Raw genomic sequence first — 24,270 nt, 5'->3', positions numbered from 1 at the left:
TCCCGGCGAAGGCCGGGCGGTCCCGGCGCCCCGCGCGCGCCGGGACCGCCCCTCACGAGGTCAGCACGCCGTTACGAGGCCAGCACGCCCTCACGAGGTCAGCACGCCGTCCAGGAACGGTTCGATCGCCGCCCGCCAGGCCTCGGGCTGGTCGTAGTGGACGAGATGGCCCGCGGCCGTCACCTCCGCGTACTGGCCGCGCGGCAGGACCCGCACCATCTCCTGGGCCTCCGCGCGGCCCAGTTCGCCGTCGAGACCCCGGACCACCAGGGTGGGGCACTGGACCTGCGCCAGCTCCTCCCAGTGGGCGTCGTAGATCCAGGTCTCGCGGGAGGTCAGCATCTGGCGGCGGGAGAAGACCGGGCGCCAGCCGTCCGCGCCCTCCGTCATCACCTCGGCGAAGTACTCGCCGCGCGCCGCCGTGGGCCGATCCGCCCAGGGGTCGTCCTCGCCGAACCACTTCCGTACGTCCGCGAGCGTCGCGAACGGGACGGGCCAGGCCCGGAACCAGTCGCTCCACTCCCGCTGGGACGCCACGCCCAGCGCCGAGGCCCGCATGTCGCAGATGATCAGGGCCCGGACCAGATCGGGTCTCCGGGCGGCGAGCTGCCACCCCGTGAGAGCGCCCATCGAGTGACCGATGAGCGTCACGGGCGCCAGCCCGAGCTGTTCGATCGCCGCCTCCGCGTCGGCCACATACGCCTCGCGGGTGAACGGACCCTCCGCCGGCTTGTCGCTGAGGCCGTGCCCCCGCTGGTCGAGCGCGACCGTCCGGTGCCGCTCGGAGAGCCAGCGGGCCGTGGCGGCCCAGTGCGAGGCGCGGCCCATGAGCCCGTGGAGGAGCAGGGCCCCGGAGGCCTCCCCCGGGCCCGCCTCCCCGGGCCGCTCGGGCGGGTCGCCAAACTCCCACGCAGCGAGACGTACACCGTCCGCTCCGGTCACATCGATACGCCGCACCATGCGTCCGGGCACCCCCTTCGGTCCTGAATGGTCGTCCCTGAGTGATCGTCGGTGGCCGTCTGCCGTCGGATTCCGCTTGGGGCCCGATGCGCGTACGTCCAGCCATGCCAGACTATCGAACTCTCGTTCGAGAACACGTTCCCCCCGAGCAACACCGCTCGTTCGAGTGACCACGATCAAGGATTGCCGGACGCGGCCGAGGGGAGATCTTCTCCGGGAGGCGGACCGCTCGGGGATGACGGTCCGCGGGGAATGACCCTGAGAGCTCGGGGCTCCGGGTCAGCGAAGGGGAGGACAGGCTCCGGCGCCGCGAGGCGCCGGAGCCGCCCCCGCACAGCACGGACATACCGACGGCGCGGACAGCACCTCCGCGCCCGGTGTTCGGACCCCCCGCCCCCAGGACATACCGGCCGTGCCACGGCCACGACGCACCATGCTCACCCCCGCACAGGCGCATAACCCGCTCCCCCTCCCCCGGGCGTGGGGCCGGGGCCCCGGCCGCCTTCAGGTCATATGCCTCAGCGACAGCCTGGCATGCGGCGCGCCCCACCGCTGCCGTTCGGCCGGAAAGCGCGCGCCCCCCGGCCACGGGGACCACGGGCACCCCCCACGCCCGTACCCGTACCGCCTACGTCCATGTCTCCGCACCGCCCCGCGCGCCCGCGTACGCCCTCCGTCCGCCGGGGCCCCTCGCCGGTGCCTGTCGCCGGGCTCCCCCGTCCGGCGTCGAACCGTTCCGCCGTTCCGCCGTCCGGCCATTTCGCCGTCAGGCCGTTCCGCGTTTCCGCCGTCAGGCCGTTCGGCCGTTCCGCCGTTCGGCCGTTCCGCCGTTCGGCCGTCCTCGGCCGCTCCGGCGCCCAGCCGCGTCAGCGCTTGGCGACAAAGACGTGCGACGCGACCTCGGACACCAGCTCCGCCGCCTCGCCGCTGCTCCCGACCAGCACCCCGCCGGGAGACTCCGTCACGCTCACCACGGACCCGGGCTGCACGCCCGCGCGCCGCAGCGTGTACATGAGCTGGGCGTCGGTCTGGATGGGCTCACCGATGCGCCGTACGACCACGGTCTTGCCCTCCGCGCCGGGATCCAGCTCCGCCAGGCTCACCATTCCCGCGTCGAGGAACGGATCGGCCTCGGTCTTCTCGCCCAGCTCCTCCAGGCCCGGGATCGGATTGCCGTACGGCGACTCCGTCGGGTGACGCAGCAGCTCCAGCACCCGCCGCTCCACCGCCTCGCTCATCACATGCTCCCAGCGGCAGGCCTCGGCGTGCACCTGCTCCCACTCCAGGCCGATCACGTCGACCAGCAGGCACTCGGCGAGCCGGTGCTTGCGCATGACGCGGGTCGCCAGTCTGCGCCCTTCCTCGGTCAGCTCCAGATGGCGGTCGCCCGCCACCTGCACCAGCCCGTCCCGCTCCATCCGGGCCACGGTCTGGCTGACCGTGGGACCGCTCTGGTCGAGGCGCTCCGCGATCCGGGCGCGCATGGGGACCACACCTTCCTCTTCGAGTTCGAGGATGGTGCGGAGATACATCTCCGTCGTGTCGATCAGTCCGGACATTCGTGCCCCTCGATAAATCGTGCGCTGGCCCTGAATCAATTCTGACGCATACCGCCGACAACCGTGCCGCACCGGAAGAGCGGAAGTGCGTGACCATGAAAGTGAGGGGCGGCGGTGCCGGGCCGGCACCGCGCGGCCGACACAGGGTGGTGACGCCCTCACGCCGGGTGGCCCGCGGAGTGCCCGCCGGGCCGCGCCCGGCAGGTCCTGCCCGCCGGGACGGGGCCCGGCGGTCCGGCCGCCGTATTGACAGAGCAAAGGTCCAGACCTCAACGTGATCCGCGGCACAGACATTCCCGCCCCCGGGAACACTCCCGGGAACACTCCCGGGAACTCCTCGGGAAACACCTCACGAAAACCCCCGGAAACCCCCACGCCTGGGAGGGCCTCCTCGATGAGCGAGAGCAAGCTGGCCGGTCAGTTCTTCGATGCCGCGATCGGACTGCTGCAACGCGTGAGGGACGAGGAGTCCGCCTCCATCGCCGCGGCCGGTACGGCGATCGCCGACACCGTCGCCGCCGGCGGCCGGATCTTCGCCTTCGGCGCCGGCCACTCCTCGCTCGCCGCCCAGGACATCGTCTACCGCGCGGGCGGCTTCGCCCTGGCCAATCTGCTGGCCGTGCCCGGAGCGGTCGGGGTCGATGTCGTACCGGCCACCCTCGGCTCGGCCCTGGAGCGCGTCGAGGGGCTGGCGAGCGCCGTGCTCGACTCCAGTCCCGCCACCGCCGGGGACGTCCTGGTCGTCATCTCCCTCTCCGGGCGCAACGCCCTGCCCGTCGAGATGGCGACTCACGCACGGGAGCTGGGGCTGAAAGTCATCGGTGTGACCTCCGTGGCCTACGCGACGGAGACGACCTCCCGCAACGCCACGGGAACGTATCTCAGGGACCACTGCGACATCGTCCTCGACAGCAAGATCGCCGTGGGCGACGCGGAGTTGACGGCCGACGGCGTCGAGGCGCCGTTCGCCCCCGCCTCCACGGTCGTCACCAGCGCCCTGATGCAGGCGATGATGGCCGCCGCCGCGGAGGAACTCGTCCACCGCGGTATCGAGCCGCCGTTGCTGCGGTCGGGCAATGTGGACGGTGGGACCGAGTGGAATCGCCGCGTAATGACGGAGTACTCCGACCGTATCTTCTACCAGCACTGAACCGCCGCCCGCTCGAACAGCGCAGGCACCAAAAGTAGCCAAAGCAACGACAGGTGCCGAAGCGGTCTGAACAGTCGAACGATTAGAACTAGCGCCCGAGGCCTGCGGGAACACTCCCCGCGGGCCTCGGGCGTTCGCGCGCCCCCGATGCGCGACTTTGCGTCATCAAAGCCCCGGTTGGCGGAATTCTGATCTTTCACGAGAAGGTAATGTTCGTGCAAAGTAAGGGAAGCTGCGGTGTTGCATCATCGGAGCTGACGGCGTGCGGGCGTTACCGACGCTCCGTGCGCGGCGGCACCGATGACCGTTCCCCCGTGGCATCACATCGACGCACGACCGAAAGACCGCACAACCGAAAGGACGAAAGACCGCACGACGGAAAGGACGAGTTGTGAGAATCCGACAGGACCGCGAGTCCGCCGGCCGACACGAACCGCCCACCGCCTGACCGGCCTTCCGGCCTTTCCGGCCGATCCACGCCGGCCGCCGACCGTCGGCCACCCTCGACTGCCGTGATCCGGCAGGGGTGACGCCCGTACGGCAGCCCGCTCGGCCCCACCCCCCACTGACCCGACCACACCGCGCCCCGGCCAGACCGGAGGCGCAGGAGGCAGGCCATCATGAAGTCACTCATCGACCACGCCCGTACCTTCTCCGTGCAGGTGGCGGAGCGCCACGAGGAGTTCCGCGAACTCGCGGCGGGCCAGCAGCCCGAAGCGCTCTTCATCACCTGCTCGGACTCCCGAGTCATCCCGTCCCTGATCACCGGGGCACGCCCCGGTGAGCTGTTCGAGCTGCGTACGGCGGGCAACATCGTCCCGCGGTACGACGCGGAACGGCCCAGCGGCGAGGCCGCCACCATCGAGTACGCGCTGCGCGTGCTCGGCGTCCGCGACATCGTCGTCTGCGGCCACTCCCACTGCGGGGCCGTGGGCGCCCTCGTCCGCGGCGACGACCTGTCCGCCGTGCCCACCGTCCGCGGCTGGCTCGACCTCGGGGTCACCGCGCTGCCGGCCTCCCAGGGCCTCGCGCACGCGGTACGCCACCACGCCGCGGTCCAGCTCGACACCCTCCGCGGCTATCCCGCCGTACGGGAGCGCCTCGCCGAGGGGCGGCTCTCCCTGCACGCCTGGTACTACGAGGTGGACACGGGCGCGATCAGTGTCCACCGGCCCGACCTGGGCGGGGAGTTCAGACCGCTGTGAGAGCGGCCTCGACCACCTCCACTCCCCATCACGTCCGCTCGTGCGCGCGGACCGCACCCCTAGGAACACCCTCATGTTCTCCCAGTTGAAGGACCACCATGTCCTGCGACGCGACATACTCGCGTCCCTCGTCGTCTTCCTCGTCGCGCTGCCCCTCTGTGTGGGGGTGGCGGTCGCCTCCGGTGTGCCGGCCGAACTCGGCCTGATCACCGGCATCGTGGGCGGGCTCGTCGTGGGCATGCTGCCCGGCAGCTCGCTCCAGGTCAGCGGCCCCGCGGCGGGGTTGACCGTCCTCGTGTACGAAGCCGTCCAGGAGTTCGGCCTCGGCGCGCTCGGCGCCATCGTGCTCGTCTCCGGAATACTCCAACTCACCCTGGGGGCCCTCGGTTTCGGCCGCTGGTTCCGGGCGATCTCGGTCGCCGTGGTCCAGGGGATGCTGGCCGGCATCGGCCTCGTGCTCGTCCTGGGCCAGGTGTACGCCATGGCCGACACCGCCCAGCCGTCCGGCGGCCTCGGCAAGATAGCCGGGCTGCCGGGGCTGGCCGGTGAGATCGTCACGAACGGTACGGCGCTGACCGCGTTCCTCGTCGGCGCCGGCACGGTCGCCGTCCTGGTGGTCTGGCCCAGACTCCCCGCCCGGGTCCGGGTCGTCCCGGGACAGCTGGCGGCGGTCGCCCTCGCCACCGGGGTCGCCCTGCTCCTCGATCTGCCCCTCGCCAAGGTCGAGGTGAAGGGACTGCTGGAGTCCATACGTCCGCCCGGTCTGGAGGACTTCGGGCATCTCGGAGGCGTGGCCGCGCTCGGCACCGTCCTCGCCTTCACCCTGATCGCCTCGGCGGAGAGTCTGTTCAGCGCCGCCGCGATCGACCGTATGCACGACGGACCGCGGACCGACTACAACAAGGAGCTGATGGCGCAGGGCGTGGGGAACACGGTCTGCGGGGCGCTCGGCGCGCTGCCGATGACCGCGGTCATCGTGCGCAGCGCCGCCAACGTCCAGGCGGGGGCGCGGACCCCGCTCTCCCGGATCCTGCACGGTCTGTGGCTGCTGCTGTTCGCCGCGCTGCTGCCGGCGGCGATCGGGGTGATCCCGCTGGCGGCGCTCGCGGGTGTGCTGGTGCACGCGGGCTGCAAGCTGATCCCCGTACGGGAACTGGCGCCGCTGTGGCGTGAGCACCGCGGGGAGGCGGTGATTCTCGTGGTCACGGCGGTCGCCATCCTGGTCACGAACCTCTTCGAGGGCGTGATCCTGGGGCTGCTGCTCGCGGTGGTCAAGACGGCGTGGGAGATCTCCCACCTCCATCTCGACATCCGCGAACTGACGGGCGGCCGGATGGTGGTGTCGATCACCGGGAACGCGACGTTCCTCCGACTGCCCAGGACGCTGGAACAGTTGGAGGCGCTGCCCAAGGACCGTCCGATCGAACTGGATCTGTCCGGCCTGCACCATGTCGACCACGCGTGCCGGATCGCCCTGGAGAACTGGGCGTTGCGGCACAACGACGCGGAGACGGAACCGGTCAGGATGCATCTGCCGAACGTCACCTGAGATCAACCGGACCATCTGACGTCGGACGGCGCCACCTGACGTCAGATGGCCTCGGCCCGACATCAGAGCGGCCCGACATCAGAGGGCGTCGGCCTGACGTCGGATGGCGTCAGGTGATGTCCGTCGTAACTCGGCGCCGGGCTGCGGTCCCAGCCGCCCGGCGCCTCCGTATGGCACCGGGCGGCCGGTCAGTCCCGGTCGGACAGTGCTCGGGAGAGATCCAGCGAGGCCGCCATCCGGACCGTCACATCCTCCGCGTACACCGCGTCGGGACGCTCGAACGCGGACCTGCTCGCACCGCGCAGAAACGTCACCACACCCAGCGAGCGGCCCCGGCTGCGCAGCACCGTGCACAGCGCGTGCACCGAGTCGGGCGGCCACTGGCGCGAGGTCGCCCAGGTCGGGGAGGGCGGGGAGCCGGAAGGGGCGCTCGCGCGGACCGAGCCGGTGCGGTCCATCGCCTGGAGCGCCGGATGCCCGGCCGCGTACCGCACCGGTATACCGCCCGCGGCCACCTGCGTACTCGGCCCCGACCCGCCGCCGGACGGCGTCGCCACCGCGCGGACCAGCCGTACGGGACTCTCCGGGGCCGAGGAGAACGAACCGGCCCACGGCTCCCCCGCCACCAGATCGATCAGCGCGTGATCGGCGAAGCCCGCCAGCGCGAAGTCCAGATAGACCGTCGCGGCCTCCATCGGATCCTCGCACTCGACGGCGGCGCGCCCGGCCCGGTGGAGCTGGCTGGAGCGGAACCGCAGCCGGTCCGCCTGCTGCGTGGCGAGCTTCGACTCGGTCACGTCCTGGAACATCCAGCCGACGCCGAGCGGCACCGGCTCCTCCGCCAGCGGTGACGCCAGCCGCAAGAAACCGCTGCGCCAGCAGCGCCGGCGGTCGCCCTCCGGCGTGCGGACCGTGACCCACAGCTCGGCGGGCGACTTGGGCGCCCCTTCGGCGAGCACATGGTGGAGCGCGGCCTCCATCTCCTCGACGCCCTGGAGGACCAGCTCGCCCAGCGGGCGTCCCAGCACGGCCGTGCGCCCGGAGCCGAGCGCACGCGCCGCGTAGCCGTTGACGACGGTCGGCCGCAGATCGACGTCGACCAGCACGACGCCCCACGACGCGTCATCGAAGAGCGCCTCGCTCAGCGCGATGGACCGTTCGAGATCGATCTGCTCATGGACCTCGCTGAAGGCGCTGTACACCCCGGCGGGCTTGCCGTCGGCGCCGCGCATCCCGGCGGACTGGGTCCGGATGAGCACCCGGCCGCCGTCCTTGCGCAGCAGCGCGAACTCGTCGACCTGGCGTCCCGGGGTGTCCATCACGGCCATCAGCCGTGCCTGTACGTCGTCGGCGTCGGCGGTGCGCACGGCCCATCCGGCGAAGCCCCGGCGGCCGACCGCCTCCTCGGCGGACCAGCCGAGTATCCGCTCGGCCTCGCGGTTCCAGTGGGTGATCACACCATGGGCGTCGAACGCGCAGAGCGCGGCGTCCATCCCGTCGAGCAGCGCCGCGAGGAGATCCGGCCCCGCCTCGTCGCGCTCGGCCTCGCCCCCGGCCACCGCCGCGGCCTTCGACCCGGCATTCGGCTCCGGCTCGTCCGGCCCTCGCGCGTCGGTGGTCTCGCTCCGAGAAGCACTCATCCTGGCACCCCCTGGGCGTCTCCGCCTGTGCTGACGCACGTCCAACCATTCAACTTCAACGTGACCCAGCACACACAAGGTTCCCCGAAATCGTTGCTTTGAACAATTCTCTGCCCCCCGCGCCGATGCCGCACCACCGGCGCGGACCGGCGCGGACCCCGCCGCAGACCGGCGCGGACCGGCCGCGGACCGGCCGCGGACCGGCTCCGTCAATATCTTCCAAATTCACTTGTGGGGCGCCGGACAGGTTCCTAATGTGTGGTGCACACGAGAAGGGAGGTGGTTCGGCAGATGTATGCAATCCGGACGCGTGAGGTGACTGCGGGCTAGCGCCCGTTCGTCGCATCTCTGTGCGGTGCCGGCTCCGCCGGCCGAAATCCCAAGCAGTCACCGACCCGCGGGCTCGCCGGTACGTCCGGCCGGCTCCTCTCCGGAGGAACCCGAGCCCGCGGGTTTCTGCGTTCCCGCTCCCGCGTGCCCCGCTCCCGCGTGCCCCATTCCCGTTCCCGGAGCCCCGCTACGGGCAGAGCCGTTCCGTCCGCCATCCGTGGCCCGGGGTCTGGCCCGGGGTCTGGCCCCGGGTCTCCTCGCGGACGTAGCGCAGCCGGTCGTGGAGCCGGTTCTCGTGCCCCTGCCAGAACTCGACCGTCTCCGGTGCGACCCGGAAACCGCCCCACTGCGGGGGCACCGGCACCTGTTCGCCCTCCGGGTAGCGGGCCGCCAGGGCCTCGTAGCGCGCGAGCAGGGCCTCGCGGGACTCGATCGGGGCCGACTGGTCGCTGGCCCAGGCGCCGAGCTGGGAGCCATGGGGACGGGTGCGGAAGTACGCGGCCGTCTCGTCGCGGCCGACGCGGGCCGCCGTACCGGTCACGGTGATCTGGCGGGCCAGCGGATGCCAGGGGAAGAGCAGCGAGACCCGGGGGTTCGCCGCGATCTCCTGGCCCTTGCGCGAGGTGTAGTTGGTGAAGAAGACGAAACCGCGGTCGTCGTACGCCTTCAGCAGCACCGTGCGGGACGAGGGACGGCCGTCGGGGGTCGCCGTCGAGACCACCATCGCGTTCGGCTCGTGCAGACCGCCGGCCACGGCATCCTTGAACCAGCGGGCGAACTGGTCCATGGGGGTGGCGGCGAGACCGGCCTCCAGCAACGGCGTGGTGCGGTACCGCTCGCGCATGGCGGCGGGATCCGGATTCTCGTGAGGCACGGGGGCCATCCTGCCGTAGGTGCCAGGGGCTTTCGCAGGGGGCCCAGTTTGCCCGGCACTGAGTGCCGCCAATCCTCGGTGGAGGAAGTCCGGCAGTGTGCCGGTTATCACGCTTCCCCGCATCAGAGGATCTCGCCAAAATCTTTGGGTGGGCCTCTGTGGCCTTCGTACACCAGGGGCTATCGTTCCTGCCTCTCGGACCGCTGCCGTACGGAGGCATCCACCCGGGGTGACCATCCGTCGCACACATCATGAGGAGCCGCCTGATGTCCGACATCGATCCCTCCTTCGTACCCGGTCTCGAAGGAATCGTCGCGTTCGAGACCGAGATCGCAGAACCGGACAAGGAAGGCGGCTCGCTCCGCTACCGGGGCGTCGACATCGAGGACCTCGTCGGGCAGGTCTCCTTCGGCAATGTGTGGGGGCTGCTGGTCGACGGGGCGTTCGACCCCGGTCTGCCGCCCGCCGAGCCCTTCCCCATCCCGGTCCACTCCGGTGACATCAGGGTGGACGTGCAGTCCGCGCTGGCGATGCTCGCGCCCGTGTGGGGGCTCAGGCCGCTGCTCGACATCGACGAGCGCAGGGCCCGTGACGATCTGGCGCGGGCCGCCGTGATGGCGCTCTCGTACGTCGCCCAGTCGGCCCGGGGCCAGGGGCTGCCGATGGTGCCGCAGCGGGAGATCGACAAGGCCCGGACGGTCGTCGAGCGCTTCATGATCCGCTGGCGCGGGGAGCCGGACCCCCGGCATGTCCGGGCCGTCGACGCGTACTGGACCTCGGCCGCCGAGCACGGCATGAACGCGTCGACGTTCACGGCCCGGGTCATCGCGTCCACGGGCGCGGATGTGGCGGCGGCCCTGTCGGGCGCGGTCGGCGCGATGTCGGGCCCGCTGCACGGCGGCGCGCCCTCCCGGGTCCTCGGCATGATCGAGGAGATCGAGCGTACGGGCGACGCGACCGCGTATGTGAAGCGCGCCCTGGACCGGGGCGAGCGGCTGATGGGCTTCGGCCACCGCGTCTACCGCGCCGAGGACCCGAGGGCGCGGGTGCTGCGGCGTACGGCGCGGGAGCTGGCCGCGCCGCGGTTCGAGGTGGCCGAGGCGCTGGAGAAGGCCGCGCTGGAGGAGCTGCACGCGCGCAGGCCCGACCGGGTGCTGGCGACGAACGTGGAGTTCTGGGCGGCGATCGTGCTGGACTTCGCGGAGGTCCCGGCGCACATGTTCACCTCGATGTTCACCTGTGCCAGGACGGCCGGCTGGTCGGCGCACATCCTGGAGCAGAAGCGCACCGGCCGTCTGGTGCGTCCGTCGGCGCGGTATGTGGGACCGGGGACGCGGGACCCGCGCGAGATCGCGGGCTTCGTGGGTCTCGGCGGCTGACCGGAACGTGACGGCGGCGCCGTGCGCCCCCCGGGACGGGGACGCACGGCGCCGCACCCGTTCACACGGCGCCGCCGTCCGTTCCGGGGTCCCGCCGCTGCTGCGGTGCGCGGCCCGGAGGGGCAGCTTCAGGGACGCCCGGACAGGGGGCCCGGACAGGGGCGCTCGGTCAGGGACGCCCGGTCAAGGGCGCCCGGTCAAGGGCGCCCAGTCACGGGCGCCCGGTCAGGACCGCGTCCAGGATTCTCGACCACTGCGCCACCACCCGCTCGCGCCGCTGGGTGTCGTCCGTCAGCAGCGTCGCCAGGCCCAGTCCGCGTGCCATGTCCAGCAGCCCCTGGACGGTCTCGCGCACGCCCGGCACGGATTCGTCCGCGCCCAGCAGTTCCACCGCGATCCGGTGGGACTCACGGCCGACCCGGGCCTCCAGCTCGGTGACCCGGGGCCGTAGCTGTTCCTCGTCGGAGGCGGCGACCCACAGATGCAGGGCGGCCCGGAAGAGCGGCCCCGTGTAGAGGCCCACGATCCCCTCGACCGCCTCGCGCCGGTGCTCGGGCCCCGCCGGGACCAGCGCGCGCAGCGCGGAGGACCGTTCCTCCGCCACATACTCGACGGCCGCCGTGAACAGGTCCTCGCGGGTCGGGAAGTGGTGCTGCGCCGCGCCCCGCGAAACCCCGGCGCGCTCGGCGACGACGGAGACCGTGGAGCCCGCCCAGCCGTACTCGGCCAGACAGGCCACGGCGGCCTCCAGCAGCCGCCGCCGGGTGGCGCGGCTGCGGTCCTGCTTGGGCGCGGCTACCGCACCCACGCGGCGTCCCGCCGTTCCATGAACGCCGTGATGCCCTCGCGCGCCTCCGCCGTCACGAAGAGCGAGGCCGAACGCTGGACCAGGTCCTCGGCGTACTGGTCGAAGGCGTCGAGCACCCCGACGGTGAGCAGTTTCTTGGACTCCGCGAGCCCCTGCGGGGAGGCCCTGCGCAGTCCGTCCAGTACGGGCGCGAGCGCGGCGTCCACATCCTCGGCGGCCTCGGTGATCAGTCCGGCCTCCGCCGCGCGCTCCGCGTCGAAGCGCTCCCCGGTGAGGTAGTAGCGGGCCGCCGCGCGCGGTTCGACCCGGGGCAGCAGCGGCAGCGAGATCACGGCGGGCGCGACCCCGATCCGTACCTCCGTGAACGCGAAGTCGGACGTACGGTCGGCGATCGCGATGTCGCAGGCGCCGAGCAGTCCGAGCCCGCCCGCCCTGACATGGCCGCTGACGCGTGCCACGACCGGCTTGGGCAGTTCGACGATCTGCCGCATCAGGGCGATGAAGGTGTACGGGTTGGCCGGTTCCTTGAGGTCGGCGCCCGAGCTGAAGGTGGCGCCGGTGTGCGTGAGCAGCACGGCCCGCACCGAGGGGTCCTCGCCGCAGGCGGTGAGGGCGTCCCCGAGCGCGCCGACGAGCCGTGCCGACAGGGCGTTGCGGTTCCCCGGCGAGTCCAGGGTCAGGGTGGTGATGCCCCGCTCGTGCGCGGTCGCGACCAGCCTCGCGTGGTCCGTCACGTGTTCTCCCTCTCACGGGTGCGCGTGTCACGCTCCCGTACCTCATGGTCCTGTGCCTCATGGTCCTGTGCCTCGTGGTCCTGTGCCTCGTGGTCCTGTGCCTCGTGGTCGTGTGCCGCACGGTCCTGTGCCGCGTGGTCCTGTGGCGCGTAGTCCTGTGCCGCGTGGTCCCGCGCGTCGCGCTCCCGGGGTCCCTGGACGGGCAGACCGCGTTCACTCGTCACACGGTTCCTCTCCTCCCGGTTCCTCTCTTCGCGGTTCCTCTCTTCGCGGTCCCTCAGTTCACGTCTGAGGATCTTGCCGGAGGCGGCCCGGGGCACGCTCGCGACGAACTCCACCCGGCGGACCTTCTTGTACGGGGCGACCCGCTCGGCGACGAACGCCCGCACCTCGCCCTCGGTGAGCGCCGCGGCACCCGGCCGGCGAACAATGTACGCCTTCGGCACCTCGTCGCCGTCCTCGTCGAGTACCCCGATCACCGCCGCGTCCGCGATCGCGTCATGGGTGAGCAGCAGGGCCTCCAGATCGGCCGGGGCGACCTGGAAGCCGTGGTACTTGATGAGTTCCTTGACCCGGTCGACCACGAACAGCCAGCCGTCCGCGTCGGTCCTGCCGACATCGCCGGTGTGCACCCAGCCGTCGGCGTCGATCATGTCGGCGGTGGCCTCGGGCCGGCCGAGATAGCCCTTCATCACCTGCGGGCCGCGCAGCAGGATCTCCCCCTCGGTGCCCGGGTCGACGTCCCGGTCCGGGTCGTCGAGCGCGACGACCCGCATCTCGGTGCTGGGCAGGAGCTTGCCCACGGCGCCGGGCGGCGGGTCGACGGCGGCGAGCGGCACGGCGTGGGTGCCGGGCGACAGCTCCGTCATGCCGTACGCCTGCCGTACGGGGGGCAGGTTCAGCCGGGCCGAACAGGCGGCGGCGAGCCGGGCGTCCAGCGGGGCGGCGGCGCTCAGGACGTACTCCAGCGAGGACAGGTCGTACTGGGCGACGGCCGGGTGCTTGGCCAGCGCGAGCACGATGGGCGGGGCCACGTACAGCCCGTTGACGCGGTACTTCTCGATGGCGCCCAGGAACTGGTCCAGGTCGAAGCGCGGCAGCACGACGACGGTCGCGCCGTGGCGCAGCGGCGCGTTCATCAGGGCGGTGAGCCCGTAGATGTGAAAGAAGGGCAGGACGGCGAGGATACGGTCGCCCGGCCCCATCGGGACCACCGGTTCGAGCTGCGCGAGATTGGTGGCGATCGAACGGTGGGTGAGCATGACGCCCTTGGGGACCCCGGTGGTGCCCGAGGAGTACGGCAGGGCCGCGATGTCCTCGCCGGGGTCGAACGCGACGGCGGGGGCGGGGGCGGTGGACCGCGCCATGTCGAGGACGGAGCGGTGTCCCACGGCGCGGTCGCAGACGAAGATCTCCTCTATGCCGCCCACGAGTTCGGCCGAGCGCCGCGCCACGTCGAGCAGCGCGGAGACGGTGACGATCCAGCGGGCGGCGGAGTCACGGAGCTGGGTGGCCAGTTCCTCGGCCGTGGAGAGGGGGTGCGCGGTGGTGACGGAGGCGCCGGCGCGGGTGGCCGCGTAGAAGACGGCCGGGTACACGACGGTGTTCGGGCTGTGCAGCGCGAGGACATCGCCCTTGCGCACCCCGGCGTCGGTGAGGGCTGCGGCGATACGGCGGTGGAAGACGTCGAGCTGGGCGTACGTGAGGCTCGTCAGTGCCGGTCCCGGCGCCCCGGACGGACGGGGTGCGCCTCCCGCCCCGCCCGTGCCGTCGATGAGCGCGACCCGGTCACCGAACTCGGCGGCCCGGCCGAGTACGGCCTCGTGGATGGGCAGATCGACGTCCGGGACATCTTCGTACTCGCTGCGGAACACCATGGGACGACCCCTTCGACGCGGCGTTGGGACAGCAAGAATCGCGTGTGCCGGTGGGTTTTGGGGAGACCCGGGCCCCCACAACTGCCTTGTCCTAGCCGCTCCTTCCCAGGAATACGCGAATTTGCTCGGGCTCCATCGTGTGGAAGCAGCCCTCATGCACGAACGCGTACGATCCACAGCCGGAAGGGGCGTCCCAGTACGCCCTGCGCTGGGGTTCGTCCGGTGCCACGGGCCGGCGGCACGCGTAGCAGCGCGGCGTCTCGTCGTGAAAAGCGATGCGGGGGCGTGGCTCCTGGGCCGAGGGGGCGGCGGTCGCTTTCTTGGCCGGAGTGGCACGGCGTGAAGTCCGCGACGGCTTTCGCGGGGGATTCCCCGGCTCAGCCACGTCCGCGCCCCCCGTCCGGCGCGTCGCTCTCCGGCGCGTCACGTTCCGCCACGCCACGTTCCGCCACGCCACGTTCCGCCACGCCACGTTCCGCCACGCCATGTTCCGCCGCGTCACGCTTCGGCGCGTCACGTTCCAGTGCCTCACGCTCCGGCGCGTTACGCTTCGGCGCCTCACGCTCCGGCGCGTTACGTTCCGCCGCTCCCCTCACCGACAGCGACGCCCACACCACCTTCCCCGGCCCGGCCCGCCCCGCCACGCCCCACTCGTCCGCCAGCGCCTCCACCAGCAGCAGGCCCCGCCCGCCCGGCGCCTCCGCCTGCGGCGTACGCGCCCGCGGGCTCTCCGGCGAACCGTCGTGCACCTCGATCCGCAGACCGCCCGAGCTGCGGAAGTAGCGCGTCTCGATGGTCTGTTCCGGCGTGACCTTCGCGTGCAGCCCGGCGTTGCTGAGCAGCTCCGACAGGATCAGGACGGCCGAGTCCTCCAGGACGGACAGCCCCCAGTCGGCCAGCGCCTTCCGCAGTTCCAGCCGCGCGAACGCGACGCATCGCGGGTCCGGGCTCCAGCGCAGCACAACGCGGCTGCCGGTTGGGTTCGGCGTGGGTTTCCCGTACATGTCACACGGCCTCCATCTGCCTTTGTCGCTCTCGGCCCACTCGTCCGCGGCGCCACGGGACTTGGCGGGAGGGCGCTTCCAGGGCAAGACAAGGCAAGGCCGACTCCTCTCCGTAGCGAAACGACTACCGGGGGCACTCAGAGTGGCGTAGAGTGAAGAAGCGTTCAACGTGTCAGAGATGGCAGGAAAGTTGGTGGCAGGTTGGTAAACCGTAAGGAACTCAACCCCGACAGCAGCCCGCAGGCCGCCTATGGAGCGCAACTGCGCAGCCTCAGAGAGGGGAAGGGCTGGAAGCAGGAAGACCTGGCCGCCCAGATGGAATATTCCAGTACGCATATCTCGGCCGTGGAAACTGGCCGGAAGATGCCAACGTTGCGCTTCGCGCGCAGTGCTGACCGGGCGTTGGGTACTGGCGACGTTTTCGAGCGCAAGTGCCGTGAGATCAAGCATGGCGCCTTGCTGGAAGGCTTCTCGGAGTACGTGGGATACGAGGGCCGGGCGGTCGAGATCCGGCTCTACGAAATCGGGATCATCCCCGGTCTGCTCCAGACTCCGGAGTACGCACGGGTGCTCGCCGACAGCGCCGTACAGCGAGGCGCCATCACGCCCGAGCAGGCAGACGAACGAGTCTCGTATCTGGCGGAACGGCAGCAAGCGCTGGAGCGGTCCCGTCCCCCGATGATGTTCGTTGTCATGGACGAGAGCTGTATCCGGCGGCCCATCGGCGGCCGTGCGGTCATGGAGCCCCAGCTTGAGCGGCTGGCCAAGTTCGCCGCCAACGCGAACACGGTGCTCCAGGTGGCGCCCTTCGACATGGGCGAGCGCCGTTCGTTCGACCTGCCGGTCAATCTGCTGACACTGTCCGACCGATCCGTGGCCGCCTACGCCGAGTCTCAAACTCAGGGGCACCTGGACCGTGAAACGGCTTCCGTAGTTCCCCTGCTGACGGCCTACCATCAGCTACAGGCCGAAGCGCTCTCCCAGGCGGCTTCCGTGGCCATGATCGAGCAGGTACGAAAGGGCACCCCGTGACGACCGAATCCCCCCGTTGGTTCACCTCCTCCTACAGCAACAACGGCGGTAACTGCGTTGAGGTGGCCGCCAACCTCGCCACCTCGCGCGGCGTGGTCCCCGTCCGTGACTCCAAGAACCCGACCGGCCCGGTCCTGGACCTCCCCGCCGACGCGTTCACCTCGTTCGTGGCGGGCGTCAAGGCAGGCGAGTTCACCCGCGGCTTCGACGCGTGAAAGGGCATCCGTGACAACCGAATCCCCCCGCTGGCTCACCTCCTCCTACAGCGACAACGGCGGCCAGTGCATCGAGGTGGCCGCCAACCTCGCCACCTCGCGCGGCATGGTCCCCGTCCGCGACTCCAAGAACCCGACCGGCCCGGTCCTGGACCTCCCCGCCGACGCGTTCACCTCGTTCATAGCGGGCGTCAAGACAGGCGAGTTCACCCGCACCCCCGCCGCATGACCCGCGCACCACAACGCTGAGCCCCGCCCCTCCCCGGACCTCACCCCCGGGGAGCGGCGGGGCTCTTCGTCCTGCCCGGGGTCAGGACAGCGCGTCGATGGCCCTGACGACAAGAGCCCGCGCCTCGGCGCCGTACACGGCCATGCTCCGCAGTTCCTCGAACGCCTGCACATACAGGGCAATCTCGGTGGGCTGGGTAACTCGCACGCGAGCCGACAGGAGTTCCACCGACACCAGCGTGTCGTCGTATATGTGGAACACCTCCGGCGGCCACAGCCGACGCTCCGGTGTGGCACTCGGGATGATCCCCAGCGACACGGAAGGCAGCGCCCCCGCAGTCAGCAGGTAGCCGAGTTGGGCAGCCATCGCGTCGGCGTCGCCCAACCGATGGTAGAGAACACCCTCTTCGATGAGCAGGACGAAACGGTGCCCCGGCTCATGGATGATCTGAGACCGTTCGAGGCGCGCGGCGGCGGCCGCCTCGGCATCGTCCGGGATATCAAGGAGGCGCGCATTGCTGCTGAGCAGAGCGCGCACGTACCCCTCGGTCTGGAGCAGGCCGGGCACGAGAGTGGGCGAGTAGACCCGGAACAGCTTCGTTGACCGGTAGAGCTGAACGTAGCTGTCCTGGAGGCGCTTCAGTCCCGTACGGACCTTGCGCCGCCACTCAACGTACTGGGACTCGGCATCACGGGACTGGGCGAGAATGTCGGCGGCCTGGTCGTCGGCGTCGCAGGCATGGCACCACAGGCGGATGTCATCCGGGGTGGGGGGCGTGCGCGCGTTCTCAATACGGGAGGTCTTCGGGTGGGTCCAGCCGCAGCGAGAGGCCAGCTCACCCCCGGTGATCCCCGCGTCCGCGCGAAGCTCGCGCAGACGCTGGGCAACTTTCGCGCGTGCCGCGTGAGCCGATGACGAGGGAGAGATGGGCATGAGCTGACCTGTAGGCCTTCCGCACTAACTGATCTTGTAATTCTCGTGCGTAACCGCCCGCTCCCACACGGCTTCGAAGGCCTCCGCACAGAGCCTGGCCGCAGCCGGCTCCCTGCTGATCTCTCCGCCTCCGGAGGCACCGCTGCCAGTAAAGTGGTTCCAGCGGATCAGATGACTGTCGATCAACCAGAAGTCATTGCCCGGCAGGGCGATGTCCGAGGCACGTCGTCGGGCGAGCCACCGAACCTGTTCGCCGGCGGCCAAATTGACCGGGGTCCCCGCGTGCTCGAAGCGAATGTAGTCGCTGACCGGCTCGGAGACGATGCGCGCGCGGCGCACGATCACGCCACGGTCCACCGTTCGTCGGATCAGCGCCACCCACTCCGACCAGTACGGTGACCCGGCGTCAACATCCCGCTGTCCAGTGTCCTTCCACCGCGCGAAGTCGTCAGCCTCCCCAGCGACACCGTAGGCGTCGCGCATCTCCAGATGGACCGCTGTGCGCTGCGCGCTGTCCAGCAGTTCAGCGAAGCTCGGCACGCTCTGCGGCATCGCACGCCTTCCTCAAGATCGGCACCATCCGGGCCGGGACCCGGATGACTGCCTCGTGGTCGGGGATTCCGGACGCGTGTCCGGGCACTTCGAACGCGGCGCACTCCGTTTCGAGTTCCGAGCCCGGCTTCCATCCCTGAATGATCAGTTCGTTCTTGCTGTCGTCAACCCAGACGGTGGGACTCTCGCCCGTACCGGTGTTGGGGTCGATCCCGATGAAACGTAATGCCACCGATGCCTCCGACGCTCTTGGTGTACAGAGATGTGCACCACCGTCAACCGCCCGAGGCAGCCAGTCAAGAGGGCATTGCCGCCGCCACCCGGGACAAGAGCCTGCTGTGAACATTCGTGCACATTGCTGGCAGTGGCGCACACCGCCTCCCTACCGTCAGACACAGCGGCAGTCCGCGCATCGGCGTTCCGGGCCGCGCGGGAGGCGCGTACGAGCGCGCACGGAGGCAGCCATGGGCAGACAGGCGGACGCCACGAGCGCCGTACGGACAGTCATCAACAGGGCCCGCGCGGTGGGCTACAGGGCGGGCACACATGAGGAACTGGACAGGCTGGCCACGGACCTCCGCGGCTACGCCACCGAGCTGCTCCCCGCCGCACAGGCCGAGGTCGAACGCATGTGGCGCGGGAGCCGGGAGTGGTATGTCCTCAGCTCCCGCCTGCACAGCATCTCGACCGACGCCGAACAGCCCCTGGCCACCGGCACCCTGGCCGCGCATGTGCAGGTACGACTCCTCGCACTGGACTGCGAATGGCTCCTGACCCGGTACGGCCCCCCGCGCCCGGGGCGGGTCGGCAGGTGCGGAGCACCACTCGGAGCGGGAGGGGACACCGCAACGGGCGGCGGGGCTCGGTGAGGGAATGTCGCCGCAAGGCTCTGAACGAATGCAGGCATGCGGATGGGCATTGGCCAAGCAACAGCAAAGCCGCTCTACACCGCAGCTCAAAGAGGATGCTCCCCGCGCAAGCGGGGGTGGCCCCTATGTACCTGTGTCCACCCACGGGTCAGCTCGTTCAAATGGCCTTCGCAACGTGGCGCCCAGCGAGCAGCAGATGAACCGGATCTCCGCACTCCACGTAGAGATCCGAGACGGCTGACGCCACTCAAGAAGGAGATCCCATGCCCGGTCTGGAACCTCAGAACACTTCCGCAGACCTAGCAAAGCAAGCAGCTGTGCGAACCATGATTGCGAGGAACCCTGATGTGCAGGAGTACTGGATCGGCCAACCTGTCCCCTCCGAGATAGGGGCATATCTGCGGCATACCAATGAGACCCAGCTATTCAGGGACGCGGCAGACTGCGCGAATATGGCAGTGGGTCAGAAATCAGATATCCAAAGCCTACAGGCAGCTACGAATGAGCACTTCAAAGCGTACGGAGAGGTTTACCCTGCGATCTATGAGCGGAGGTTTACGGAGCTTCCACTTGTCCTATCGGCTGCTGAGCGCGAGAGGCTCGCACCTCACCTGCCCCCGAGTTCGGGAGTGCCTATTCGCTCCGCCGCAGCCCATATGCACCCTGTCGCCCACAGGTCCGGCCCTGTGCAATCGGGTTCTGCGGGCGGCCAGTCGCATCAACCTGCGAGCCGGCCACACAGCCCGTCACGGGTGCGATAGCACTCGACACCTGCTCCAGGATGGTAACGACGACGGACACGGCCCGGCTGTAGTCCCGGGCGGTGATGCAGCGGCGGTGGTACGTCTCCATCCGGCGGGATGTGCCAGTACCGGCGGCCGACCTCCTCCAGCACCGCGACCGCGTTGGCGCCCCTGGCGGCCGTGGTGCCGGCGAACGCGAACGTCGGCACGCCCTCCTGTCCCGTGCCGAGCGAACTCGGCGGACCGGCCACGGACCTCTCCGGTTACGCCACCGAGCTGCTCCCCGCCGCACAGGCCCAGGTCGAACGCATGTTGCTGGTTCTCCGCCCTAGGGCCGTGGGGCGGGGTCCTGGGGGCGTCACGCCCCTGTGCGCCTGCGGGCGCGCCCTGACACCGCACTTGCGGGGGATGGTTCCGTTCGGCAGACGGAATCGTGCTCTTTGCGCGGAAAGGTACAGCCACATGACGGTACAGACGAGCGGGCGCCCTGCCCGCCTCCCCGGGCCCGCTCTGCTGTGGCTCGATCTGACCCGGGTCTGCCAACTGGAGTGCGTCCACTGCCTCAACAGCTCGGGGCCGCGGGGAAAGCACGGCTCGATGAGCCGCGAACAGTGGCAGAACGTCCTCACCGACGCCGCCGCGAGCGGGACGTCCATGGTGCAGATGTTCGGCGGTGAGCCCAGTCTGCACCCCGACTTTCCCATCCTCGTGGAGTACGCCCTCGCTCTGGGCCTGGAGGTTGAGGTCTATACCAATCTCGTTCATGTCACCGACCGGCTCTGGACGCTGTACCGCGCCCCCGGGCTGCGGCTGGCGACCTCGTACTACGGCGCCCGTCCGGATGACCACAACGCTGTCACCCGCAGACCTTCGCACGCCCGCACCCGCGCCAACATCGTCAAGGCGCTCGCCTCAGGTGTTCCGCTGCGTGCTGGTGTGATCGACACCGGTGTCCCCGGGGCGGCAGAGTCCGCCCGGGAGGAACTGGAGCGGCTCGGCGTGCGGGACGTGCGCGTCGACCGGGTGCGGGCGGCCGGCAGGGGCGCCGGGGCACCCCATGCCGGCGGCCTGTGCGGGAGGTGTGGGCAGGGGCGGGCGGCCGTGGGCCCGGACGGAGACGTGACGCCGTGTCCGTTCGCCTCCGGCCTCGTGGCGGGCAACGTGCGCGCCGGGGACTCGCTCGCGGCTATTGTCTCCAGCGGTGTCCTGGCGCAGAGTGCTGCCGCCGTCCAGGGCGGCGGAGACGACGATGACGACGATCCGGACGAGGAGTGCAGCCCGGGATTCCCGGGCAGCTCCTGCACCCCGAGGAACTGAGGCCGATGACCGAACCCGACCCGGCACTGCGCGCGCTGATCGAGAACCGCTCAGGCCCCCTCAGGGCCCTGACGGCCACCGCGCACGGCCACGGGTCGGACCTGACGGCGCTGGCCGAGGGCGAGGGGGGCACGGTGTTCGTCAAGGCGATGCGTAACAGGGCCGGGGGACGTCGAGCCTCCCTGCTGCGGGAGATCGCCCTCGCCCCGTATCTTCCCCCGCTCGCCCCGCCGCTGGAGTGGGCCGAGACCGGGGAGACCGGGGGGCAGCACGGCTGGGTCGTGGGCGCCTGGACGGCCGTCGAGGGCCGTCCGGCCGACCTTCGTCCCGGCTCCACGGACCTGGACCGGGTCGTCGGCGTCGTCCGGCGCGTCGGCGACCTCCCTGTCCCGGACGGCGCGGCCGAGTGGGCCGAGAGCCGCTGGGACCGGTTCGCACCGCCCACGGACGTGACCGCCTTCCGCGGGCAGGCGCTGCTGTACACCGACTGGCACCCGGCCAACCTCATCCTCGGCACCGACAGCACCTGGCTGGTGGACTGGTCGTGGCCCACTGTGGGAGCCGCGTACATCTCCCCCGCCCTGCTCGTGGTGGAGCTGGTGGCGGCCGGCCACGCACCGGCCGAGGCGGAAGGCGTCGTCGCCGGCTGCCCTTCCTGGTACGAGGCTCCGCCCATGGCACTGGACGCCTTCGCCGACGCGCACGCGCGCATGTGCCGAGCGGCGGCCGGGCGGCGGCCCGGAGAGGCCTGGCTCGCCGCCGTGGCACGCGCGGCGGCGGACTGGGCGGCCCACCGGGCCGGAATCCCCCTGCCGCTGTCCTGAGGCGCCGCCGCCGGGCCCCGGCGGTAACCGGCGCCGCGTGGAACTACCGAGACGGCCACGGTCCGGATGAACGGCCTCTCGGCCCTGCCGGGTCTGCGCGTCCTGGACGCGCGGCCGTGCTGCCCCCACAGGCTTCTGCCCCTTCAGGGTTCCGCCCCTACAGGCTTCTGCCCCTTCAGGGTTTTCGTTCCCCGGTGTCTGCCAGGGATCCCCGGTGTCCACCAGGGAACGTCTACCAGGGCAGCTCCCCGGCTTCGTCCTGGAAGGTTCCCGTCGGGCCGTTCGCGTCCAGAGTCGCGAAGCGTACGACGACCCCGGCACTCTCCTCGGGAGAGCGGCCGATGCCGAAGTCGGCGGTCATGTCGGTGGCGGTGGTGCCGGGCTCGATCGCGTTGAACCTGATGCCCGGATAGGCCTTGGCGTACTGGACCGTGAGCATGGTGGCCGCCGCCTTGGAGGCGGAGTAGAGCGCCAGCGGCAGGTGGTACTCGGGCCGGTCGGGGTTGGTGACCGCCCAGAAGGACCCGGCGCTGCTGGAGACGGTGACCACCGTGGGGTTCGAGGACTCGTGGAGCAGGGGGAGCGCCGCCTCCGTGACACGGACGTTCCCCACCGCGTTGGTGTCGAAGACCCGCAGCGCCGTGGGGCCGTCGAGGGCTTCGTTGCCCAGAACGCCCGCGTTGTTGATCAGGACGTCGAGCCGGCCCTCGGCCGCGCCGATCGTGGCCAGCGCGCCGCTCACCGAGGCGTCGTCGGTCACGTCGAGCTGGACGAACCGTGCGCCGAGCGCCGCCGCGGCCTTCTCGCCCCGCTCGGCGTCACGCGCGCCGATGTAGACCGTGTGGCCCAGCTCCAGAAGCTGCTTCGCCGTCTCGAAACCGATGCCCTTATTGGCTCCGGTGATCAGTGTGACGGTCATGGTCTTCCTCCTGAAATAGTGGCCCGAGCGGGCCGTCGCATGCGCCGCGTACGGCCCCGTGTGCTCACCGAGGTCGGCCGGCGGCCAGTTGCCGACGCATTTCTCCGGCGTCGTGGAGGGCCGTCATGTGGACGAAGCGCCCGTCGCGGACCTGATAGATGGCGTACTCGACGATCTCGAACGACGCGCCGGTGGGAGCCACCCCCAGCCACTCCTTCACCGGGGTGCCGGTGTTGATCAGACGGGCGGCCAGCCGGTCACCGTCGAAGAGCAGTTCCTTCAGTTCCCAGTGGAGGTCCGGGACCGCGTCCACATCGCGCTTCTGCACCGAGAGGAGGTCCTCCCGGGTCGCGGGCTCGCCGTTCAGCGTGGTCCGGTCGTGGATGAACTCGTCCATGCCGTCGAACTCGTGGGCATTGAGCGCCTGGATGTAGCGGTCGTAGAACGCGCGCAGCTCACTTTCGGACATGAGGCACCCTGCTTTCCGAGGATTCGCCTTCGAGTTCTGTAGTGATTGATGCAGAATGGAAGAGTAGCACTTTCCGCATCGATCGCTACAGAAGAAGGCGGGTCGCACCAGTGGGAACGAAACCGAGTGGTCCGAGAGGGCGTCCGAGGGGGTTCGACGCCGACGAGGCGCTGGAGCGCGCGATGCTGGTGTTCTGGGAACACGGCTACGAGGGCGCCAGCCTGACCGGCCTGACCGAGGCGATGGGCATCTCCACGACCAGCATGTACGCGGCCTTCGGCAACAAGCAGGAGCTGTTCCGTAAAGCCCTTGACCGCTACATCGCCGGCCCCAGCGGCTACCTGTTCCGGGCCCTGCGGGAACCGACCGCCCTCGGGGTGGCCGGCGCGATCCTCGCCGGCACCATCCGCAACACCACCCGCCCCGCGCATCCCCACGGCTGCCTGGGCGTGCAGGCCGCGCTGGCCGCCGGCGACTCCGGGCAGGAGATCCGTGATCTCCTCATCGCCTGGCGCGACGACGGCAACACCTGGATACGGGAACGATTCCAGCGGGCCGTGGACGAAGGCGACCTGCCGCCGGAGGCCGATCCGGGCCTGCTGGCCCGCTACATCGTGACCCTCGCCCACGGCATCGCCGTGCAGGCCGCGAGCAATGTCCCCCGTGATGAACTCCAGAGGATGGCCGACGCCGCGCTGCGCGGCTGGCCGCTTTCCTGATCCCCGTGGTCGCCTGCTGGCGAACGGACGCCACGAGCGCCGGCGGCCCCGGCAGCGGCTGCGCTCCTTCCGCGCCCCCGACGCCGCCGACGCTGCCGACGCTGCCGACGCTGCCGAGGACAACGGCTGACGGCTGCCTGCACTTCATCGACATCGCCCGCAGCAGCGGAGCGACCGAATCACCGATGCAGCGCGTGCGACTGGACACCGCTCATGGCCACATCCTGCTCTCCGACCAGGCGACCCGGGATGATGGACACCTCGTCCTCGACCAGACCGCCACGGTGGCCGCGCAGTACGGACTCGTGCACCAACTGCGCAGCATCGAGGGCATCAAGGCCATGAGCGAGGGGCCGACCAGCCGTCGGCACCGGTGACCA

24 protein-coding genes and 2 pseudogenes are annotated in these 24,270 nt (G+C 70.6%); 13 read left to right on the top strand and 13 right to left on the bottom strand.

The window, feature by feature from the left end:
* Nucleotides 1-90: 90 nt before the first annotated feature.
* Nucleotides 91-960 (bottom strand): alpha/beta fold hydrolase, encoded by an 870-nt coding sequence (locus tag ACFYYH_RS29700; protein ID WP_388557497.1) that lies wholly within the window; start codon nt 958-960, stop codon nt 91-93.
* 866 nt (nt 961-1,826) lie between these two features.
* Nucleotides 1,827-2,519 (bottom strand): metal-dependent transcriptional regulator, encoded by a 693-nt coding sequence (locus ACFYYH_RS29695; protein ID WP_114625891.1) that lies wholly within the window; start codon nt 2,517-2,519, stop codon nt 1,827-1,829.
* Nucleotides 2,520-2,913: 394 nt separating this feature from the next.
* On the opposite strand from ACFYYH_RS29695, the gene ACFYYH_RS29690 reads away from it, so the two are divergent.
* The 3 genes from ACFYYH_RS29690 (at nt 2,914) to ACFYYH_RS29680 (ending at nt 6,423) form a co-directional block, all read left to right on the top strand.
* Nucleotides 2,914-3,669, top strand: coding sequence for an SIS domain-containing protein (locus tag ACFYYH_RS29690; protein ID WP_388557350.1), 756 nt, complete (start codon nt 2,914-2,916; stop codon nt 3,667-3,669).
* Between the two features lie 620 nt (nt 3,670-4,289).
* Nucleotides 4,290-4,874: a carbonic anhydrase gene (locus tag ACFYYH_RS29685; protein WP_388557347.1), complete on the top strand. Its 585-nt coding sequence runs from the start codon at nt 4,290-4,292 to the stop codon at nt 4,872-4,874.
* 73 nt (nt 4,875-4,947) lie between these two features.
* A complete protein-coding gene (locus ACFYYH_RS29680; protein ID WP_388557344.1) occupies nt 4,948-6,423 on the top strand; it encodes a SulP family inorganic anion transporter in 1,476 nt (491 codons plus the stop codon).
* A 188-nt stretch (nt 6,424-6,611) separates the two neighbouring features.
* On the opposite strand, the gene ACFYYH_RS29675 is transcribed toward ACFYYH_RS29680, so the two are convergent.
* Together ACFYYH_RS29675 and pdxH are read right to left on the bottom strand one after the other, a co-directional pair.
* Nucleotides 6,612-8,063, bottom strand: coding sequence for a PAS domain-containing protein (locus ACFYYH_RS29675; protein ID WP_388557341.1), 1,452 nt, complete (start codon nt 8,061-8,063; stop codon nt 6,612-6,614).
* 517 nt (nt 8,064-8,580) lie between these two features.
* Nucleotides 8,581-9,276 (bottom strand): pyridoxamine 5'-phosphate oxidase, encoded by a 696-nt coding sequence (pdxH, locus tag ACFYYH_RS29670; RefSeq protein WP_388557339.1) that lies wholly within the window; start codon nt 9,274-9,276, stop codon nt 8,581-8,583.
* 257 nt (nt 9,277-9,533) lie between these two features.
* Here pdxH and ACFYYH_RS29665 point away from each other — a divergent pair, with 257 nt between their 5' ends.
* Nucleotides 9,534-10,646 carry a citrate synthase 2 gene (locus tag ACFYYH_RS29665; RefSeq protein ID WP_388557336.1) on the top strand — a complete coding sequence of 371 codons (1,113 nt, stop codon included), beginning with the start codon at nt 9,534-9,536 and terminating at the stop codon, nt 10,644-10,646.
* 211 nt (nt 10,647-10,857) lie between these two features.
* Here ACFYYH_RS29665 and ACFYYH_RS29660 read toward each other — a convergent pair whose 3' ends face one another.
* The 3 genes from ACFYYH_RS29660 to ACFYYH_RS29650 are packed head-to-tail and all read right to left on the bottom strand — an operon-like array spanning nt 10,858 to nt 14,065.
* On the bottom strand, nt 10,858-11,454 hold the full coding sequence (locus tag ACFYYH_RS29660; protein WP_388557333.1) for a TetR/AcrR family transcriptional regulator: 597 nt from the start codon (nt 11,452-11,454) through the stop codon (nt 10,858-10,860).
* Nucleotides 11,442-12,188: an enoyl-CoA hydratase family protein gene (locus tag ACFYYH_RS29655; RefSeq protein ID WP_388557331.1), complete on the bottom strand. Its 747-nt coding sequence runs from the start codon at nt 12,186-12,188 to the stop codon at nt 11,442-11,444. Before ACFYYH_RS29655 ends, ACFYYH_RS29660 begins: the two co-directional genes overlap by 13 nt.
* A complete protein-coding gene (locus ACFYYH_RS29650) occupies nt 12,185-14,065 on the bottom strand; it encodes a 4-coumarate--CoA ligase family protein (protein WP_388557328.1) in 1,881 nt (626 codons plus the stop codon). The genes ACFYYH_RS29655 and ACFYYH_RS29650 overlap by 4 nt, the downstream gene beginning before the upstream one ends.
* A gap of 275 nt (nt 14,066-14,340) precedes the next feature.
* On the opposite strand from ACFYYH_RS29650, the pseudogene ACFYYH_RS29645 reads away from it, so the two are divergent.
* A pseudogene (locus tag ACFYYH_RS29645) lies at nt 14,341-14,592 on the top strand (pentapeptide repeat-containing protein); the annotation flags it as partial.
* Nucleotides 14,593-14,682: 90 nt separating this feature from the next.
* Here ACFYYH_RS29645 and ACFYYH_RS29640 read toward each other — a convergent pair.
* Nucleotides 14,683-15,069: pseudogene (locus tag ACFYYH_RS29640) on the bottom strand (ATP-binding protein); the annotation flags it as partial.
* A 201-nt stretch (nt 15,070-15,270) separates the two neighbouring features.
* On the opposite strand from ACFYYH_RS29640, the gene ACFYYH_RS29635 reads away from it, so the two are divergent.
* The 3 genes from ACFYYH_RS29635 to ACFYYH_RS29625 are packed head-to-tail and all read left to right on the top strand — an operon-like array spanning nt 15,271 to nt 16,545.
* A complete protein-coding gene (locus ACFYYH_RS29635; RefSeq protein ID WP_388557325.1) occupies nt 15,271-16,101 on the top strand; it encodes a Scr1 family TA system antitoxin-like transcriptional regulator in 831 nt (276 codons plus the stop codon).
* A complete protein-coding gene (locus tag ACFYYH_RS29630) occupies nt 16,098-16,316 on the top strand; it encodes a DUF397 domain-containing protein (RefSeq protein WP_388557322.1) in 219 nt (72 codons plus the stop codon). The genes ACFYYH_RS29635 and ACFYYH_RS29630 overlap by 4 nt, the downstream gene beginning before the upstream one ends.
* Before the next feature lie 10 nt (nt 16,317-16,326).
* Nucleotides 16,327-16,545 (top strand): DUF397 domain-containing protein, encoded by a 219-nt coding sequence (locus ACFYYH_RS29625; protein ID WP_388557320.1) that lies wholly within the window; start codon nt 16,327-16,329, stop codon nt 16,543-16,545.
* A gap of 81 nt (nt 16,546-16,626) precedes the next feature.
* On the opposite strand, the gene ACFYYH_RS29620 is transcribed toward ACFYYH_RS29625, so the two are convergent.
* The 3 genes from ACFYYH_RS29620 to ACFYYH_RS29610 are packed head-to-tail and all read right to left on the bottom strand — an operon-like array spanning nt 16,627 to nt 18,262.
* Nucleotides 16,627-17,478, bottom strand: coding sequence for a helix-turn-helix domain-containing protein (locus ACFYYH_RS29620; RefSeq protein ID WP_388557318.1), 852 nt, complete (start codon nt 17,476-17,478; stop codon nt 16,627-16,629).
* 24 nt (nt 17,479-17,502) lie between these two features.
* Entirely contained in the window at nt 17,503-18,030 is a 528-nt protein-coding gene (locus tag ACFYYH_RS29615) for a DUF6879 family protein (protein ID WP_388557315.1), read from the bottom strand.
* Entirely contained in the window at nt 18,002-18,262 is a 261-nt protein-coding gene (locus tag ACFYYH_RS29610) for a hypothetical protein (RefSeq protein ID WP_388557312.1), read from the bottom strand. The genes ACFYYH_RS29615 and ACFYYH_RS29610 overlap by 29 nt, the downstream gene beginning before the upstream one ends.
* A gap of 232 nt (nt 18,263-18,494) precedes the next feature.
* Between ACFYYH_RS29610 and ACFYYH_RS29605 the strand changes: the two genes are divergently transcribed.
* From ACFYYH_RS29605 to ACFYYH_RS29595, 3 genes are all read left to right on the top strand, one after another.
* Nucleotides 18,495-18,899, top strand: a complete 405-nt coding sequence (locus tag ACFYYH_RS29605; RefSeq protein ID WP_388557309.1) for a DUF6415 family natural product biosynthesis protein — start codon at nt 18,495-18,497, stop codon at nt 18,897-18,899.
* 1,205 nt (nt 18,900-20,104) lie between these two features.
* Nucleotides 20,105-20,959: a radical SAM/SPASM domain-containing protein gene (locus ACFYYH_RS29600; protein WP_388557306.1), complete on the top strand. Its 855-nt coding sequence runs from the start codon at nt 20,105-20,107 to the stop codon at nt 20,957-20,959.
* A gap of 5 nt (nt 20,960-20,964) precedes the next feature.
* A complete protein-coding gene (locus ACFYYH_RS29595; protein WP_388557303.1) occupies nt 20,965-21,783 on the top strand; it encodes a hypothetical protein in 819 nt (272 codons plus the stop codon).
* A 232-nt stretch (nt 21,784-22,015) separates the two neighbouring features.
* Here ACFYYH_RS29595 and ACFYYH_RS29590 read toward each other — a convergent pair whose 3' ends face one another.
* Nucleotides 22,016-22,702, bottom strand: coding sequence for an SDR family NAD(P)-dependent oxidoreductase (locus tag ACFYYH_RS29590; RefSeq protein WP_388557300.1), 687 nt, complete (start codon nt 22,700-22,702; stop codon nt 22,016-22,018).
* Nucleotides 22,703-22,766: 64 nt separating this feature from the next.
* Nucleotides 22,767-23,171, bottom strand: a complete 405-nt coding sequence (locus ACFYYH_RS29585) for an ester cyclase (protein WP_388557297.1) — start codon at nt 23,169-23,171, stop codon at nt 22,767-22,769.
* Between the two features lie 110 nt (nt 23,172-23,281).
* On the opposite strand from ACFYYH_RS29585, the gene ACFYYH_RS29580 reads away from it, so the two are divergent.
* Together ACFYYH_RS29580 and ACFYYH_RS29575 are read left to right on the top strand one after the other, a co-directional pair.
* Nucleotides 23,282-23,890 carry a TetR/AcrR family transcriptional regulator gene (locus tag ACFYYH_RS29580; RefSeq protein ID WP_388557294.1) on the top strand — a complete coding sequence of 203 codons (609 nt, stop codon included), beginning with the start codon at nt 23,282-23,284 and terminating at the stop codon, nt 23,888-23,890.
* 5 nt (nt 23,891-23,895) lie between these two features.
* Nucleotides 23,896-24,267, top strand: a complete 372-nt coding sequence (locus ACFYYH_RS29575) for a hypothetical protein (protein ID WP_388557292.1) — start codon at nt 23,896-23,898, stop codon at nt 24,265-24,267.
* The last annotated feature ends 3 nt before the right edge of the window (nt 24,268-24,270 follow it).

It is taken from the genome of Streptomyces sp. NPDC002018 (genome assembly GCF_042890865.1).
In the GTDB taxonomy this organism is placed as follows: domain Bacteria; phylum Actinomycetota; class Actinomycetes; order Streptomycetales; family Streptomycetaceae; genus Streptomyces.
Note: the sequence above shows the minus strand (reverse complement) of the source record. Positions and strands in the feature narration are given on the sequence as shown.

Excerpts from the sequence above, each read along its gene's own strand:
- ACFYYH_RS29680 (WP_388557344.1), top strand. The coding sequence starts at position 4,948 with ATGTTCTCCCAGTTGAAGGACCACCATGTCCTGCGACGCGACATACTC.
- ACFYYH_RS29685 (WP_388557347.1), top strand. The coding sequence starts at position 4,290 with ATGAAGTCACTCATCGACCACGCCCGTACCTTCTCCGTGCAGGTGGCG.
- ACFYYH_RS29695 (WP_114625891.1), bottom strand. The coding sequence starts at position 2,519 with ATGTCCGGACTGATCGACACGACGGAGATGTATCTCCGCACCATCCTC.
- pdxH (WP_388557339.1), bottom strand. The coding sequence starts at position 9,276 with ATGGCCCCCGTGCCTCACGAGAATCCGGATCCCGCCGCCATGCGCGAG.
- ACFYYH_RS29590 (WP_388557300.1), bottom strand. The coding sequence starts at position 22,702 with ATGACCGTCACACTGATCACCGGAGCCAATAAGGGCATCGGTTTCGAG.
- ACFYYH_RS29615 (WP_388557315.1), bottom strand. The coding sequence starts at position 18,030 with ATGCCGCAGAGCGTGCCGAGCTTCGCTGAACTGCTGGACAGCGCGCAG.
- ACFYYH_RS29600 (WP_388557306.1), top strand. The coding sequence starts at position 20,105 with ATGACGGTACAGACGAGCGGGCGCCCTGCCCGCCTCCCCGGGCCCGCT.
- ACFYYH_RS29650 (WP_388557328.1), bottom strand. The coding sequence starts at position 14,065 with ATGGTGTTCCGCAGCGAGTACGAAGATGTCCCGGACGTCGATCTGCCC.
- ACFYYH_RS29620 (WP_388557318.1), bottom strand. The coding sequence starts at position 17,478 with ATGCCCATCTCTCCCTCGTCATCGGCTCACGCGGCACGCGCGAAAGTT.
- ACFYYH_RS29605 (WP_388557309.1), top strand. The coding sequence starts at position 18,495 with ATGGGCAGACAGGCGGACGCCACGAGCGCCGTACGGACAGTCATCAAC.
- ACFYYH_RS29665 (WP_388557336.1), top strand. The coding sequence starts at position 9,534 with ATGTCCGACATCGATCCCTCCTTCGTACCCGGTCTCGAAGGAATCGTC.
- ACFYYH_RS29700 (WP_388557497.1), bottom strand. The coding sequence starts at position 960 with ATGGTGCGGCGTATCGATGTGACCGGAGCGGACGGTGTACGTCTCGCT.
- ACFYYH_RS29675 (WP_388557341.1), bottom strand. The coding sequence starts at position 8,063 with ATGAGTGCTTCTCGGAGCGAGACCACCGACGCGCGAGGGCCGGACGAG.
- ACFYYH_RS29595 (WP_388557303.1), top strand. The coding sequence starts at position 20,965 with ATGACCGAACCCGACCCGGCACTGCGCGCGCTGATCGAGAACCGCTCA.
- ACFYYH_RS29585 (WP_388557297.1), bottom strand. The coding sequence starts at position 23,171 with ATGTCCGAAAGTGAGCTGCGCGCGTTCTACGACCGCTACATCCAGGCG.
- ACFYYH_RS29690 (WP_388557350.1), top strand. The coding sequence starts at position 2,914 with ATGAGCGAGAGCAAGCTGGCCGGTCAGTTCTTCGATGCCGCGATCGGA.